At 64.3% G+C, this 13,055-nt stretch carries 18 protein-coding genes; 11 read left to right on the top strand and 7 right to left on the bottom strand.

Features of this window, described 5'->3' with window-relative positions:
- Positions 1 to 76: 76 nt before the first annotated feature.
- Both JNO53_RS04995 and JNO53_RS04990 read left to right on the top strand, forming a co-directional pair.
- Positions 77 to 1,018, top strand: coding sequence for a hypothetical protein (locus tag JNO53_RS04995; RefSeq protein ID WP_203108302.1), 942 nt, complete (start codon positions 77 to 79; stop codon positions 1,016 to 1,018).
- Positions 1,019 to 1,117: 99 nt separating this feature from the next.
- Positions 1,118 to 1,402, top strand: coding sequence for a hypothetical protein (locus JNO53_RS04990; RefSeq protein WP_203108300.1), 285 nt, complete (start codon positions 1,118 to 1,120; stop codon positions 1,400 to 1,402).
- Between the two features lie 46 nt (positions 1,403 to 1,448).
- On the opposite strand, the gene JNO53_RS04985 is transcribed toward JNO53_RS04990, so the two are convergent.
- On the bottom strand, positions 1,449 to 1,688 hold the full coding sequence (locus JNO53_RS04985; RefSeq protein WP_203108298.1) for a DUF2171 domain-containing protein: 240 nt from the start codon (positions 1,686 to 1,688) through the stop codon (positions 1,449 to 1,451).
- A gap of 106 nt (positions 1,689 to 1,794) precedes the next feature.
- Complete coding sequence (locus JNO53_RS04980) at positions 1,795 to 2,052, bottom strand: hypothetical protein (RefSeq protein ID WP_203108296.1); 258 nt, start codon at positions 2,050 to 2,052, stop codon at positions 1,795 to 1,797.
- A 285-nt stretch (positions 2,053 to 2,337) separates the two neighbouring features.
- Between JNO53_RS04980 and JNO53_RS04975 the strand changes: the two genes are divergently transcribed.
- The 5 genes from JNO53_RS04975 to JNO53_RS04955 all read left to right on the top strand — a co-directional run bounded on the left by JNO53_RS04975 (position 2,338) and on the right by JNO53_RS04955 (position 6,200).
- Positions 2,338 to 3,405: a ribonucleotide-diphosphate reductase subunit beta gene (locus tag JNO53_RS04975; protein WP_203108294.1), complete on the top strand. Its 1,068-nt coding sequence runs from the start codon at positions 2,338 to 2,340 to the stop codon at positions 3,403 to 3,405.
- A complete protein-coding gene (locus JNO53_RS04970) occupies positions 3,405 to 4,574 on the top strand; it encodes an AAA family ATPase (RefSeq protein WP_203108292.1) in 1,170 nt (389 codons plus the stop codon). The genes JNO53_RS04975 and JNO53_RS04970 overlap by 1 nt, the downstream gene beginning before the upstream one ends.
- The gene (locus JNO53_RS04965; protein ID WP_203108290.1) at positions 4,574 to 5,170 is read left to right on the top strand and encodes a hypothetical protein; all 597 of its coding nucleotides are present in this window, start codon (positions 4,574 to 4,576) and stop codon (positions 5,168 to 5,170) included. Before JNO53_RS04970 ends, JNO53_RS04965 begins: the two co-directional genes overlap by 1 nt.
- Before the next feature lie 11 nt (positions 5,171 to 5,181).
- Positions 5,182 to 5,874: a hypothetical protein gene (locus tag JNO53_RS04960; RefSeq protein WP_203108288.1), complete on the top strand. Its 693-nt coding sequence runs from the start codon at positions 5,182 to 5,184 to the stop codon at positions 5,872 to 5,874.
- Between the two features lie 98 nt (positions 5,875 to 5,972).
- Positions 5,973 to 6,200: a KTSC domain-containing protein gene (locus tag JNO53_RS04955; protein ID WP_203108286.1), complete on the top strand. Its 228-nt coding sequence runs from the start codon at positions 5,973 to 5,975 to the stop codon at positions 6,198 to 6,200.
- A gap of 37 nt (positions 6,201 to 6,237) precedes the next feature.
- Here the strand turns inward: JNO53_RS04955 and JNO53_RS04950 are convergent, their stop codons facing one another.
- Positions 6,238 to 6,705, bottom strand: a complete 468-nt coding sequence (locus tag JNO53_RS04950; RefSeq protein ID WP_203108284.1) for a hypothetical protein — start codon at positions 6,703 to 6,705, stop codon at positions 6,238 to 6,240.
- A 3-nt stretch (positions 6,706 to 6,708) separates the two neighbouring features.
- Between JNO53_RS04950 and JNO53_RS04945 the strand changes: the two genes are divergently transcribed.
- The 4 genes from JNO53_RS04945 (at position 6,709) to phhA (ending at position 9,167) form a co-directional block, all read left to right on the top strand.
- Positions 6,709 to 7,215 carry a peptidase S14 gene (locus tag JNO53_RS04945; protein WP_203108282.1) on the top strand — a complete coding sequence of 169 codons (507 nt, stop codon included), beginning with the start codon at positions 6,709 to 6,711 and terminating at the stop codon, positions 7,213 to 7,215.
- A 68-nt stretch (positions 7,216 to 7,283) separates the two neighbouring features.
- Entirely contained in the window at positions 7,284 to 7,766 is a 483-nt protein-coding gene (locus JNO53_RS04940; protein WP_203108280.1) for a hypothetical protein, read from the top strand.
- Between the two features lie 107 nt (positions 7,767 to 7,873).
- A complete protein-coding gene (locus JNO53_RS04935) occupies positions 7,874 to 8,167 on the top strand; it encodes a TFIIB-type zinc ribbon-containing protein (protein ID WP_203108278.1) in 294 nt (97 codons plus the stop codon).
- 61 nt (positions 8,168 to 8,228) lie between these two features.
- Complete coding sequence (phhA, locus tag JNO53_RS04930; RefSeq protein ID WP_238401651.1) at positions 8,229 to 9,167, top strand: phenylalanine 4-monooxygenase; 939 nt, start codon at positions 8,229 to 8,231, stop codon at positions 9,165 to 9,167.
- A 67-nt stretch (positions 9,168 to 9,234) separates the two neighbouring features.
- Here the strand turns inward: phhA and JNO53_RS04925 are convergent, their stop codons facing one another.
- The 4 genes from JNO53_RS04925 to JNO53_RS04910 form a co-directional block, all read right to left on the bottom strand.
- Positions 9,235 to 9,525 carry a hypothetical protein gene (locus JNO53_RS04925; protein WP_203108276.1) on the bottom strand — a complete coding sequence of 97 codons (291 nt, stop codon included), beginning with the start codon at positions 9,523 to 9,525 and terminating at the stop codon, positions 9,235 to 9,237.
- 68 nt (positions 9,526 to 9,593) lie between these two features.
- Complete coding sequence (locus JNO53_RS04920; RefSeq protein ID WP_203108274.1) at positions 9,594 to 9,857, bottom strand: GlsB/YeaQ/YmgE family stress response membrane protein; 264 nt, start codon at positions 9,855 to 9,857, stop codon at positions 9,594 to 9,596.
- Between the two features lie 119 nt (positions 9,858 to 9,976).
- Positions 9,977 to 10,786 (bottom strand): undecaprenyl-diphosphate phosphatase, encoded by an 810-nt coding sequence (locus JNO53_RS04915; protein WP_203108272.1) that lies wholly within the window; start codon positions 10,784 to 10,786, stop codon positions 9,977 to 9,979.
- 115 nt (positions 10,787 to 10,901) lie between these two features.
- Positions 10,902 to 13,052 (bottom strand): M13 family metallopeptidase, encoded by a 2,151-nt coding sequence (locus tag JNO53_RS04910; RefSeq protein WP_203108270.1) that lies wholly within the window; start codon positions 13,050 to 13,052, stop codon positions 10,902 to 10,904.
- Positions 13,053 to 13,055 lie beyond the last annotated feature (3 nt).

Raw genomic sequence — 13,055 nt, 5'->3', positions numbered from 1 at the left:
CACGGTGCACTCTTTGCCTCGCACGCGCTGATGTTCGGGTCAACCGAAAGCCACCCCAAGCGGGGTGGATGGAGCCGTGCGCAAGATGGGCAAAGCCTGTGGAAAAACTAAATTTTCCCAGAGTGCTTTCAATCATTTGCGCGACCTTGGCATCGATATCGATGCTGAGCGGCAACCGCTCGTCTTTGACGGTGGCTTCGTCGGCCGAGACAATGGCCAGAAAGGTAAAGTGAAGGATGCCTCCCAATCATACGCCGGGCACCGATCCGAAGCCGGACCGCGGAAAGGACAACGAGCACGGACACGGCCAGGGCCGGCCCGTCAAGCCGAGTCCCTCCGCTCCGTTGCCCACGAGACCGCTTTCGGAGATCAGTTTCGAATTCTGGCACACCATTACGAAGCGCTAGCTTTCGAAGATCCAAATGGCTTGTGGGTCGCCGTAAAAACCCGACCGCTAGGTCGAGGCGGCCCACAAGTACACCTTCTGGTGGCATTACCGTTTGAAGAGACAATATCGCCCCGTACATGGGCGTTTGAGGCCATTGGAAACCAAGCAGAGTTGTTTCCGCTCAAGCATACGAATTTCCCGGATGCCTCGGTTTGCGCGTTTACTAAAGAGAGCGGTGCATGGGAGCCTAAGGATGGTCTCACAGCACTACTCGATCATTATTCCCTCTGGATCATCAAGAGCTGGCACAGAACGCATCTCGATCTTTGGCCCGGCCCGCAGGTCGGAGCGTGTGCCTATTATCGTCGCCAAGAGTTCAAACCGGATGAATGGTGCGGCTGCGAGTCGGGGAAGCGATATTTCGCATGCCACCAGTATAAGGATATCCAAGTTGCGGATCAGATTGGTCGAAGACAATTTCGAGAACTTTTCTCGAGCAATTATGAAGATAGAGCAGCGCCGCAAAGCGTGATGTTGGCTGCCCGCAGCCGATGGAAGATTTTACCCGATATGGCGGCTGTCTTTATTCTTCGTCACGCTTGGGGCGAATCCAGAATGCCGCTCTCCTGACCGCCTGTCGAGTACAGGAACTGGAATCCCCCCTTCACGGGCGCTCGGTGACTCGAACTGAAGAACCCGCTAAAAGCGCCTTCACCGGGGAGAGTTTCCATGAACTATTCACGTCTGATCTTTGGCGCGCTTGCCATTGTGCTGCTCGCAAGTTGCGCGTCGCAAGTCGACGCGGGTGTCTCGCAGGAGGCGAGCGCGCCCGGCTTCCTCTGGGGCCTGTGGCACGGATTCGTCTTCCCGTTCGCCTGGATCGGTTCGCTGTTCGATCCGGACATCGCGGTCTATGCCGTGCCCAACCGCGGCGGATGGTACGACTTCGGGTTCTTCCTCGGGATCACCGTGCTCGGCGGCGGATCCTGGTTCGGTTCGCGCAAGCGTAGCTAGGCGAGGCCCCGGCGCCCACGGACGCCGGGACTCCTGCCCCGCGAGTTCAGGCCCGCGTGGCGCTGGTGCCGAGGCCGCTCGGGACCCGCGCGCCCGCTTTCAGATAGATGCGGTTGTCGTCGATCGATTCAATGTCGTCGATCGCGAGGAAGTGGTGCATCTCGTCCGCACTGTCCGACCGCGTCAGCTTGATCGCGTCGCCGTCCACTTCGTCGACCGTGCCGACGTGCTGGCCGTTGCTGTCGGCCACTTCCATGTGTTCCTTGATGCGCATTTTCTCGAACATGATTCCGGTCCTTTCGCTTGCCCCACGCGAAACCAACGGAGGCCGGCGGGCGCCCGTTCCGTGACTGGGCGCACGCGAGGAACGGCTCGTTCGAGATGCCGCGGGATCAGGCCGGCCGCTCGGCGTCGGCCCGGGCCCGGCGCGCCGGATCGCCGGAGGTCTCGCCGACCACCGGCTCCCCCGCCTGCGCCTGCCGCTCGCCGATCGCGCCGGTGTTGAGGTCCTGCACCTTGCCGCCTTCGGGCTTGCCCTTGTCGCCGGGCCGCGTCTCATGCTCGCGCGGGCCGGTGCGCTCGATGCCGCCCGGCTCGGGCCCCGGCTTCAGAGTGACGTTGCGGCTGTCGTCCGGTTCGTATTCGCCCATGGAAATTCTCCTTTCGCGAGCGACCAACGGCCGGCCGCGCCCGGGCGTTCCGCGGCCGCCCCCGGTTATCCCCACTCTATCGCCAGCGCCCGTTTTGGCGCGCCGGGCGGCGGGCATAGACTTGCCGGCCTGACGCGGGCGCCGGGGGAGCGATTCGCGGGCGGGTGCGGGCTGCGGCCCGCGCGACTCAACCTCCCACCAATGTCTCCCCCGGCGCCGCAAACCGATTCACATATGCCCCCCGATACGCTATATATTGGGGCCAACGCCAACCGGAGACGCCAGATGTCCCTTCTCGAAGCCCGCAAGACCTACAAACCCTTCGAATATCCGTGGGCCTACGACTTCTGGAAGCGCCAGCAGCAGATCCACTGGATGCCCGAGGAAGTGCCGCTGGGCGAGGACTGCCGCGACTGGGCGCAGAAGCTCTCCGACCACGAGCGCAACCTGCTCACCCAGATCTTCCGCTTCTTCACCCAGGCCGACGTCGAGGTGCAGGACTGCTACCACGAGAAATACGGCCGCGTGTTCAAGCCGACCGAGATCAAGATGATGCTCGCCGCCTTCTCCAACATGGAGACGGTGCACATCGCCGCCTATTCGCACCTGCTCGACACGATCGGCATGCCGGAAAGCGAATACGGCATGTTCCTCGAGTACGAGGAGATGAAGGCCAAGCACGACTACCTGCAGCAGTTCGGCGTCGACAGCGACGAGGACATCGCCCGCACGCTGGCGATGTTCGGCGGCTTCACCGAGGGGCTGCAGCTCTTCGCCAGCTTCGCCATGCTGATGAACTTCCCGCGCTTCAACAAGATGAAGGGCATGGGTCAGATCGTGAGCTGGTCGGTCCGCGACGAGAGCCTGCACTGCGAAGGCATCACCCGCCTGTTCCACGCTTTCGTGCAGGAGCGCGACTGCCTGACCAAGGCGGTCAAGGAAGACATCATGGACATGTGCCAGAAGACGGTGCGGCTGGAGGATGCCTTCATCGACCTCGCGTTCGAGCAGGGCCCGGTCCCGGGGATGACGGCGAAGGAGATCAAGCACTACATCCGCTACATCGCCGACTGGCGCCTGGGCCAGCTCGGCCTGCCCGCGATCTACATGGTCGAGGACCACCCCCTCCCCTGGCTCGCCCCGCTGCTCAACGGCGTGGAGCACGCCAACTTCTTCGAAACCCGCGCGACCGAGTATTCGAAGGGCGCGACCAAGGGCAACTGGCAGGACGTCTGGTCGAGCTTCGACAAGCGCCAGAAGGCCAAGAAGGGCGAGGAAGCGAACGACCTCGGCGACGAGGGGCCGGGGCTGTTCGGCGACGGCGGCGAGAGCGGGAGCGTGGCGGCGGAGTGATGGCTGATACCCCTCACACCAACTTATACTTCACGCAGCTTCATGCCGCGCGCTGGAAGAACTTTAGCGATTTCACGATCTCGCTTCAGAGAAGAGCATTCTTTGTGGGAGCAAACGCTGCAGGCAAGTCAAACATCCTAGATATATTCCGATTCCTAAGGGATTTGGCTCGCACGGGCGGAGGATTCCGAGAGGCCGTCGAGAGCCGGGGGGGGGTATCCGCCATAAGAAGCCTCTTCTCGCGCAAGAAGAGTGACGTTGTAATTGAAGTGGCGATTGGAACTGACGGCAGTCCAGAAATTTGGCGCTACCGATTAGCCTTCTCGCAAGATAACAACCGCAATCCATTTATCATTGAAGAAAAGATATGGCGATCAGGCGTCCTGATTCGGAATCGTCCGGACCAAGATGATAAGAACGACGAAGCCCTCTTAAGCCAAACGCATTTAGAGCAAATTAGTGCTAATAAAGAATTTCGCCAGCTTGTTTCCTTTTTTTCTTCTATAAATTATCGACACATTGTACCACAAATTGTAAGGGAGCCAGACAGATCGTTCGGTCGCTTGGAGGATCCGTTTGGTGGAGATTTTCTAGAGACTGTTGCGAATACTCCCAAGAGAACTCGGGATTCGCGATTGCGGCGCATCGCAGAGAGTATCAAGTTTGCTGTTCCGCAGTTGAGCGAGCTTACGCTGGAACAAGACACAAAAGGCTTTTGGCACCTTAAGGGCAGATATGAGCACTGGCGTGCCACCGGAGCGTGGCAGACAGAGGACCAGTTTAGCGACGGCACTCTCCGACTCATGGGCCTCCTATGGGCACTGATGGAGTCTGGAGGCGCGCTGCTTTTAGAAGAACCCGAGTTGTCGCTTCATCCGGCGGTGGTTCAGCACCTTCCCTCCGTTTTCAGCCGAGTGTCACGTCGAAGCGGTAGGCAAATTTTGGTCACTACTCATTCTGAGGCTCTTCTCGCTGACCGCGGGGTTGGCCTTGATGAGGTACATCTCCTCGCGAGTGCTCATGAAGGGACGAGAGTCCAAACCGCTGTTAACGTGTCACAGGTCCGGCTTCTCCTCGAGGGCGGCATTACTGTAGCGGACGCGGTATTCCCCCTCGTCCGTCCATCGCGTAGCAATCAGCTCTCATTGTTCGATGCCATAGCAGAATAATGGCATTCATGATTGCAGGCGAGAGCGAACTTGATCTCTCCGTAGCCCATAAAATTCTCAGTCATTTTGGCTATGAAGTCTATGGATCTTTTAACAAAGGTGGGCATGCCAAATTGGATGCTAATCTTCCAGGGTACGCGAATGCTTCACAGCAGTGCCCTTGGCTGGTCTTGAGAGATATGGATGCGGCCGAGTGTCCTGTCAGCTTAGCCGATCAACTAATTCCGAATAGGCATAACTACCAAAATTTATTGTTCAGAGTCGTCGTTCGAGAGATCGAGTCTTGGATACTCGCTGATCGCGCAGTCTTTGCAAATTTTCTCGGAATCTCGCAAGTTCATATTCCGGCTCAACCGGAAAGCGTGGAAAAACCAAAGCAAACTCTGATGGCCTTGGCGGCTCACTCAAGGCATCGCCGTTTGCGAGAGGGCTTGATCCCACGCGAAGGGTCGGGAGCGAGGGTAGGCCCCGAGTATAACGCCATTCTACAGAAGTTCGTCACCTCACATTGGGACGCGGTACGTGCCTCTGATCGAGCGGATAGCTTGGCGCGGCTGATGCGACATATCGAAAGATGGACCGAAGCCAATTCCTGACTGGAATAACTATGCGATTCTTCCTGCCTCTTGGCATCGCCGCCCTCACTTTCACCCTCACCCTCGCCACCCCCGCCGTCGCGTGCTCCGTCACGGCCGATTATCGCGCGCCCACCAATCTTGAACTTGCCGCGGATGCCGAGTTGATCCTGTTGGGGCGGGTGGTCGACGAGGCGGCCGGGGTGAAGCCTTGGCATACTTCGCTGCGGGTCGCGCCGGTGCTAGCAGTCAAGGGAACCATGCCCGACAGCGCCGTATGGATCACCGGCGTCGGGCTGCTGCATCCGGGCGAGCGACGCAGCGTGACGCTCAGCAATCCCTATGAGTTGGCCGAACCGCATCCGGAGAGCCTGTCCGGCGCCTGCATCCGCCGCGCTTTCCCTGCCGGCACCACGGCGCTGTTCTTCCTCGAGCGCGCGCCGGACGGCGAGGGCTGGCGGCCGTCGGGCAGGCCGTTCTCGCGCTGGGCGGAGGACGTGCTGGTCGAGGATGCGCCGTGGCTGCGGCTCACCCGGTTCTATGCCGAAGTCGCCGCCGCGCCCGAGGGTGAGCGGACGGCCCTGCTCGAAGCCGAGCGGGCGCGCCTTGCCGCTCTCGCGGAGGATCCGGTGGCGCAGCTCATGGCGGCCGATATCGCGCGCCAGATCGAAGGGCCGAACCCGACCGGGCATGAGGTCATGCGGCGCGAGATCGAGGACGAGTGATCGTCCGCAGCGTTCGCTAGAGGGTTTTTTCACGCAAGGCGCCCTTGCGTGACAGGAATCCCCCGGCCCCCTCCGCCCGCCCTGCGCGTTGTCCCGGCATGCCGTCGACCGCGATCGCACGCTTGGCCTATCGCCCCGCGCTCGGGGCGCTCGACGTGCAGTTCGTCGGCGGGCGGGTCTATCGTTACTTCGACATGCCGGAGCAGGTCGCGCAGGCGTTCGCCCGGTCGGGATCGAAGGGCGGTTACTTCAACCGCGCGATCCGCGACCGCTACCGCTTCGAGCGCCTGCCGGGCTGGGACGAGAGCCGCGAGGACGCCGCCTGACATCGCCTCCGCCACGAATCAAACATAAGTGAATTTTCTACCGGAATTCAGCAACTTGACGCTCCCGATCATCGCTTGGGCGCAAGCACGGAACCGCCGGGCCGGCCGCGCCTTGATAGAACAGGTCCCGCGACGAGCGGACCGTTGGAGAAGGAGACGAACCGTGAATCAGAACAACAACAACAAGGGTGGCGATCAGCGCCAGCAGGGCGGTGGTCAGCAGGAACGCCAGCGCGAGCAGCAGGGTGGCAACCAGCGCCAGCAGCAGGGCGGCCAGCAGAACCGTCAGCGCGGCCAGCAGGACCGCGACGACCAGCAGCGCTAAGGCGCCCGACGCACGCAAAATGCAGACAGTGGCCGCTCTCGTGCCGGGGGCGGCCGCTGCGCTGTGCGACAGGGGAGATCGGCCATGGCCGACGAGGAACCGCGCCGCCCGGGCGTTGACGCCCCGGCGCGCGAATTGCTGCACCACCCGACCATCCGCCTCCACGGCGAGGTCGGCCACCCGATGCTCGACACACTGCTTGACGGCTTTGCCTCCGCCGAAGGGGGCGAGGGCCCGGTCGCGATCGAGGTCTGCACGCTCGGCGGCGATGCCGAAGTGGGGCGCCGCATGGTGCTGGAGATCGGCCTCGCGCGCGAGCGGCTGAAGGGCCGGCGCCTGGTCTTCATCGGCAAGACGACCGTCTATTCCGCCGGGGTGACGATCATGAGCGCCTTCCCCCGCGGCGACCGCTTCGTCACGGCGGACGGCGTGTTCCTGATCCATTGCCGCCAGCTTCAGAAGACGGTCGAGCTCTCCGGCCCGATGCGCGGCAGCCTGCCGCTGGTGGAGGCGCTGTGCCGCCAGCTCAAGCTGGGCTGCGAGATGGAGATCGACGGGTTCGAGCGCCTGATCGCCGGCAGCGAGATCACGATCGACGAACTGCTCGAGAAGGCGCTGCACAACTGGTACCTCACCGCCGAGGACGCGCTGGAGCGAAAGTTGATCGCCGGGATCGTCGACGGCGGCTGACCGAACCGCCCGGCCGTCGCGGCAGAAACCATTTTCCTACATGGAACAAATGTGGTTCATCATGCCGAATGAAGCGCAATTCCTCCCGTCAGCCGGCCCCCGAGCCGGCATCCGAGCCGCGGCGCACCCGCCGCCGTATCCCCGCCTTTCATCCGGTGCCGGTCGGCCCGCGCCGCGACGGCTGGGTGCCCGAACGGCAGGCGGCCTTCATCGGCTACCTCGCCGAAACGCGTTCGGTCCTCGCCGCAGCGCGGGCGGTCGGCATGGGGCGGGAAAGCGCCTACCGCCTGCGCAAGCGCCCGGGCGCGGCGGGTTTCGCCGCCGCCTGGGACGCGGCGCTCGGAAGGTTACACTCGCCTGTCAACTTGGCCTCGGCGAAGTCCACAGGCCTCGATGCCGGTTACCGCGCCGAGCACGGGATGATCCAGATCGTCATGGGCCGCGGGCACTATGCCGCAAGGTATTGGAAACCCGACATGAATGCGCTGCTTCAGCATCTCGCGCGGCTGGACCGGCTGGGGCGCCGGACCCCCGCTTCCGCCACAAGGTGACACGGCGTAAAACTTGGCGGAGCGTCAACACCGGCCGCCCGCTTGATCGCGGCGCCGCCGCCCCCATCTGCTAGAGATACCAGGCTAGAGAGAGGACCGATCCGCCGATGCGCACCGAAGCCGAAGTCGCCGCCATGCAATGCCCCGTCTGCCGCGTGCCCCTCGCCATGAGCGACCGGCAGGGGATCGAGATCGACTATTGCCCGCAGTGCCGCGGCGTCTGGCTCGACCGCGGGGAGCTCGACAAGATCGTGGAGCGCAGCGCGCCCCAGGCCGCCCCGCAGCGCCCCGCGCCCGACTACGCGCGCCACGGCGGGCAGGCGCACGCGGGCTACGGCCACGGCCATCACGGCAAGCCCTACAAGCGGCGCAAGAGCTGGCTCGAGGATATCTTCGACTGACGGCGGGCCGCACGCCGTTTGTCAGTCACCCGCGGCGGTGTTATTGGTTACAGGAGAAACCATGGCAACGATCGCACCTCAGGAACACGACTTCACGGCTCTCCCCGAGATGCCGGCGGACGTCTTCACCGCCCCGCTCAGGAAGCCGGCCCATGTCGGCGACGACTGGCTGGAGCCGAAGCAGACCGACTATACGGCCGAGGACGATGCGATCTGGAACGATCTCTTCGCCCGGCAGATGGCGGTCCTGCCCGGCCACGCGGCGAGCGCTTTCCTGGAGGGGCTGGACAAGCTCGACCTCGGCCAGGGCGGCGTGCCCGAGTTCGGGCGGCTGTCGGAGGATCTTGGCAAGCTGACCGGGTGGAGCGTCGTGCCGGTGCCGATGCTGATCCCCGATCACGTGTTTTTCTGGCATCTCGCCAACCGCCGCTTCCCTGCCGGCAACTTCATCCGCACCCGCGAGACGTTCGACTACATCCAGGAACCCGACGTGTTCCACGACGTCTTCGGCCACGTCCCGATGCTGACCGACCAGGTCTATGCCGACTACATGCAGGAATACGGCAAGGCCGGGTGGAAGGCGATGCGCTACAACCGGCTGAAGGCGCTCGGCGCGCTCTACTGGTACACGGTGGAATTCGGCCTGATGCTCGAACACGGCGAAGTGCGGGCCTACGGCGCGGGCATTCTCTCGGGCCCGACCGAGGTGGTCTTCGCGGTCGAGGGCAAGAGCCCCAACCGGATCATGCTCAACGTCGACCGGGTGATGCGCACCGATTACGTGATCAGCGACCTGCAGCCGACCTACTTCGTCATCGAGAGCTTCGAGGATCTCTACCGCCAGACGGTGGAGCGCGACTTCGACCGCCTCTACCGCAACCTGCCGCCCGCCTTCACGTACGCCAACTCGGCCGTGATCGACGTCGACAACGTGATCCACCGCGGCACCCAGGAATACCTCCTGCGCGGCGGCCGCGGGAGCGGTGCGGCGCCGGTCTGACCGGCGGCAAAAGAAAAGCCGGCCCGGGGTGACCCGGACCGGCTCTCCCGAATTCGAGAAGCGAAGCTTACTCGGCCGGCGGCGTCGCGGCGTCGGTGGCGGCATCGCCCTCGGCAGCGGCTTCGGCCTGCTCTTCCATCGCGTCCGCCTGATCTTCGGCCGCGTCGGTCATCGCATCGGCTTCGGCGTCGGTGATCTGGCCGGTGTCTTCCATCGCTTCGGCCTGCTCGTTCACCATCTCGGCGTTCTGCTCGCCGGCATCCTCGGCCGCGTTCTCCTGCGCGCTATCGCAGGCAGCGAGGCTGAGGCCCATTGCGGCAACGGAAGCAACCATCGCGCTCTTGAAAATGCTCTTCATCTCAGTCTTTCCCCTTTGCTGTTGGGTGGGCCGACCTGTACACTATGTCGACCCGGCGTGAATAGCGTTTACCTGCGGCGCCCGTCGAGCCGGTTTCGAAACAGGGCCAGGGCACCGATGAGGACCAGCGCGCCAACGGCGGCGACGGGTATCGAGATCGCGCTGAGGCCGGAAAGTATCGACCCGCGATTGCCGACCACACCGCCGATGACGGCCCCGAGGCTGCCCGCGGCGACGTTGGCCATGATGCCGCGCCCGTTCTCGACGCGCAGCACGATTGCCGCGAGCCAGCCGAGAACCGCGCCACCCGCTAGAAAAAAGATCAAACCCATCGTGTTATCGTCTGTGAACCATCCTTCCCGATACAACCCGGGTTGGTCGCCAAACGTTCCGGAGCTTGCGACCGGTCGAGTAGGATAGTTGCACGCGGGCAACGATCCGCCAGGATGGATCAGCCGAGAGCGAGCCAGGCGATCGCACCCGCGCCGAGCACGATACGGTACCAGGCGAACGGCGCGAAACCGTGGCGGCTGACGTAGGCGACGAACGCCCGAATCACGACCAGCGCAACCAGGAAGGCGGAAAAGAAGCCGAGCGCGATCTCACCCCAGCCGACGGCCGCCTCGCCCGCCAGCAGCGCGGGTTCGTCGAGGATCTTGACCGTCGCCGCGCCCAGCATCGTCGGGACCGCTAGGAAGAACGAGAATTCGGCCGCCGTCTTGCGCCCCACGCCCATGGCGAGCGCGCCGAGAATGGTCGCCGCCGAACGGCTCGTGCCCGGGATCATCGCCAGGCACTGGGCGAAGCCGACCGCGATCGCCGTCTTCCACGAGAGGCCCGCCACGCCCACGTCCTCGCGCACCGGGATCGTCTTCTCGAGCGCGAGGATCGCGATGCCGCCGATCACCAGGGCGACGGCCACGATCATCGGCGTTCCCAGCATCACGTCGATCGCATCCTTCGCCAGCAGTCCAATCACCGCCGCCGGAAGGAAGCCGAGCAGGATGTTGCGCACGAACCGCAGGGCTTCCGGCTCGAGGCGGAGAAAGCCCATGCCCATGGTCCAGAACGTCTTCCAGTACGTCACCACGACCGCGAGGATCGCGCCGAGCTGGATGACGATGTTGAACTGCCGCCACTGCGCCGGGTCATAGCCGAAGAAGGCCTGCGCGAGGATCAGGTGGCCGGTCGAGGAGACGGGGAGGAACTCGGTCAGCCCTTCGAGGATGCCGAGCAGGATCGCGGTCAGGGTAAGGCTCATTGCCTGCGGGTCATGGCGATGGTGCGCGGCGTGTCAAACGCAAATCGGCCGCCGCACATAAAAATTGCCCCCGACCGCGTGGCCGGGGGCAATCTTTGGCGACAGCAATAGTGCCTTACCAGATATGCACGCGCTCCTCGGGCGGCAGGTAGAGCGCATCGTCGGCGGTCACGTTGAACGCCTCGTACCATGCGTCCATCTGCCGTACCGCGCCGTTGGTGCGGTACTGCTCGGGGCTGTGCGGATCGGTCCGCAGCCGCTGGCGCGCGGCGTCCTCGCGCTGCTGCGAGCGCCAGACCTGCGCCCAGGCGAGGAAGAAGCGCTGGTCGCCGGTCAGGCCGTCGATCACCGGCGCTTCCTTGCCGTTCAGCGAGAGCTTGTAGGCGCGGTAGGCGAGGCTGAGACCGCCCACGTCACCGATATTCTCGCCCAGCGTCAGGCGTCCGTTGACGCAGGTCGTGCCGTCGTCGAGCGGGCAGAACTCGCCGTACTGCTCGACCAGCGCATTGCCGAGCTTGTCGAACGCGGCGCGGTCCGCCTCGGTCCACCAGTTGCGCAGCATGCCGGTGCCGTCGGACTTGGAGCCCTGGTCGTCGAAGCCGTGACCCATCTCGTGCCCGATCACCGCGCCGATGCCGCCGTAGTTCACCGCCGGATCCGCGGACACGTTGTAGAACGGCGGCTGCAGGATCGCGGCCGGGAAGACGATCTCGTTCTTGGTCGAGTTGTAGTAGGCGTTCACCGTCTGCGGCAGCATGCCCCACTCGGTGCGGTCGATCGGCCCGCCGAGCTTCGAGAGCATGTCGTTCCACTGCCACGCGGCCGCGGCCATGCGGTTGGCGAGCGGCGCGCCGGCATCGATCGCGAGGCCGGGATACGTCTCGAGGTTTTCGCGGTAGCCGATCTTGGGATCGAAGCTGTCGAGCTTGGCGACGGCTTCCTGCTTGGTCGCCGCGCTCATCCAGTCGTTCTCTTCGATGCTGATCGCCAGCGCCTTGCGCAGGTTGACGACCAGGTCCTCCATCGCCGCCTTGTTCTCGGGCGGGAAGTAGCGCTCGACGTAGGAGGCGCCGACCAGTTCGCCGAGCAGACCCTCGGTTTCCGCGGTCGCCCGCTTCCAGCGCGCGCGCTGCTCGGGCGTGCCGGTGAGCGTCTGGCCGTAGAAGGCGAAGTCCGCCTCGTCGATCGCGCTTGGCAGGACGGCGGCATTGGCGACGAGGAATTCCTTGACGGTCCACGCCTGCAGCACCTCGACCGGCGTTTTCGCCAGCAGCGCCAGCATCGCCGGCGTGCCGCCACCGATCTTGGCGAGCGTATCTTCGGCGAGGCCGAGTGCAGCCGCTTCCTGCTCGGTCGGCGGAAGGTCGTAGATGACGAAGCGGTCGGTCTCGCCGAACCCACTCGCCTCGAGCATTGCGGTCAGCGGGAAGCCGCCGGCCAGATCGCCAAGCTCAGCCGGCGTCACGGGATTGTAGGTCAGGTCGCGGTTGCGGCGCGTCGCGCGGTCCCACGCGATGTTGCGCGCGATCGCGTCTTCGAGCGCGTAGACCTGCTGCGCGGTCGCGGCAGGATCGGCGTAGCCGGCCTGCTGGAACAGGAAGGCGAGGTATTCGCGGTACTTGGCCTGAATCTCGCGGCCCTTCTCGGTCTTGTCGAGATAGTAGTCGCGGTCGGGCAGGCCGAGGCCGCCGGAGGCGACATAGACCGAGTAACGCGTCGGTTCCTTGGCATCGACCGTCACGAAGCCGCCGACGGGCGAGGAGTAGCCGGGCGTGCCCCACAGCGTCGCGAGGTCCGCCAGGGTCCCGGCGCTTTCGATCCGGTCGAGGTAAGGCTTGGCCGGCGCGAGGCCGGCGGCATCGATCGCGGCGGTATCGAGGAAGGCGTTGTAGGCATCGACGATGCGCTTCTCGTCGGCCGAGAGGCTCGCCGGGTCCTTCGCCACGAGTTCGTCGACCAGAGTCTTCACGTCGCTGGTCGATTTCTCACGCAGCAGGTTGAACGCGCCGAAGCGCGAGAACTCGGGCGGCAGCGGGTTGGCTTCGAGCCACTTCTCGTTCGCGTAGGCGAAGAAGTCGTCGCCCGGATCGACGGTCTTGTCGAGATAGGCGGGATCGAAGCCCCATTCGCCGAAGCTCATCGTCGGCAGCGGAGTTTCCTCCGCCTTGGCGGCCGGCGCCGCGGCGCCGGCGTCCTGCGCCAGCGCCGGAACGGCAAAGGTCAAGGCGAGAGCGCTGGCCCCCGCGGCAAGCATGGTGCGGATCATGTC

Origin of the sequence: Altererythrobacter sp. C41, from assembly GCF_016803135.1 — a bacterium.
Classification (GTDB): domain Bacteria; phylum Pseudomonadota; class Alphaproteobacteria; order Sphingomonadales; family Sphingomonadaceae; genus Pelagerythrobacter.
Note: the sequence above shows the minus strand (reverse complement) of the source record. Positions and strands in the feature narration are given on the sequence as shown.

Bases quoted from the DNA above. Each gene is read 5' to 3' on its own strand.
- JNO53_RS04945 (WP_203108282.1), top strand. From the start codon at position 6,709: ATGCTCGACACACTGCTTGACGGCTTTGCCTCCGCCGAAGGGGGCGAG.
- JNO53_RS04965 (WP_203108290.1), top strand. From the start codon at position 4,574: ATGGCATTCATGATTGCAGGCGAGAGCGAACTTGATCTCTCCGTAGCC.
- JNO53_RS04940 (WP_203108280.1), top strand. From the start codon at position 7,284: ATGAAGCGCAATTCCTCCCGTCAGCCGGCCCCCGAGCCGGCATCCGAG.
- JNO53_RS04910 (WP_203108270.1), bottom strand. From the start codon at position 13,052: ATGATCCGCACCATGCTTGCCGCGGGGGCCAGCGCTCTCGCCTTGACC.
- JNO53_RS04980 (WP_203108296.1), bottom strand. From the start codon at position 2,052: ATGGGCGAATACGAACCGGACGACAGCCGCAACGTCACTCTGAAGCCG.
- JNO53_RS04915 (WP_203108272.1), bottom strand. From the start codon at position 10,786: ATGAGCCTTACCCTGACCGCGATCCTGCTCGGCATCCTCGAAGGGCTG.
- JNO53_RS04960 (WP_203108288.1), top strand. From the start codon at position 5,182: ATGCGATTCTTCCTGCCTCTTGGCATCGCCGCCCTCACTTTCACCCTC.
- JNO53_RS04985 (WP_203108298.1), bottom strand. From the start codon at position 1,688: ATGTTCGAGAAAATGCGCATCAAGGAACACATGGAAGTGGCCGACAGC.
- JNO53_RS04935 (WP_203108278.1), top strand. From the start codon at position 7,874: ATGCGCACCGAAGCCGAAGTCGCCGCCATGCAATGCCCCGTCTGCCGC.
- JNO53_RS04920 (WP_203108274.1), bottom strand. From the start codon at position 9,857: ATGGGTTTGATCTTTTTTCTAGCGGGTGGCGCGGTTCTCGGCTGGCTC.
- JNO53_RS04970 (WP_203108292.1), top strand. From the start codon at position 3,405: ATGGCTGATACCCCTCACACCAACTTATACTTCACGCAGCTTCATGCC.
- JNO53_RS04955 (WP_203108286.1), top strand. From the start codon at position 5,973: ATGCCGTCGACCGCGATCGCACGCTTGGCCTATCGCCCCGCGCTCGGG.
- JNO53_RS04925 (WP_203108276.1), bottom strand. From the start codon at position 9,525: ATGAAGAGCATTTTCAAGAGCGCGATGGTTGCTTCCGTTGCCGCAATG.
- JNO53_RS04990 (WP_203108300.1), top strand. From the start codon at position 1,118: ATGAACTATTCACGTCTGATCTTTGGCGCGCTTGCCATTGTGCTGCTC.
- JNO53_RS04975 (WP_203108294.1), top strand. From the start codon at position 2,338: ATGTCCCTTCTCGAAGCCCGCAAGACCTACAAACCCTTCGAATATCCG.
- phhA (WP_238401651.1), top strand. From the start codon at position 8,229: ATGGCAACGATCGCACCTCAGGAACACGACTTCACGGCTCTCCCCGAG.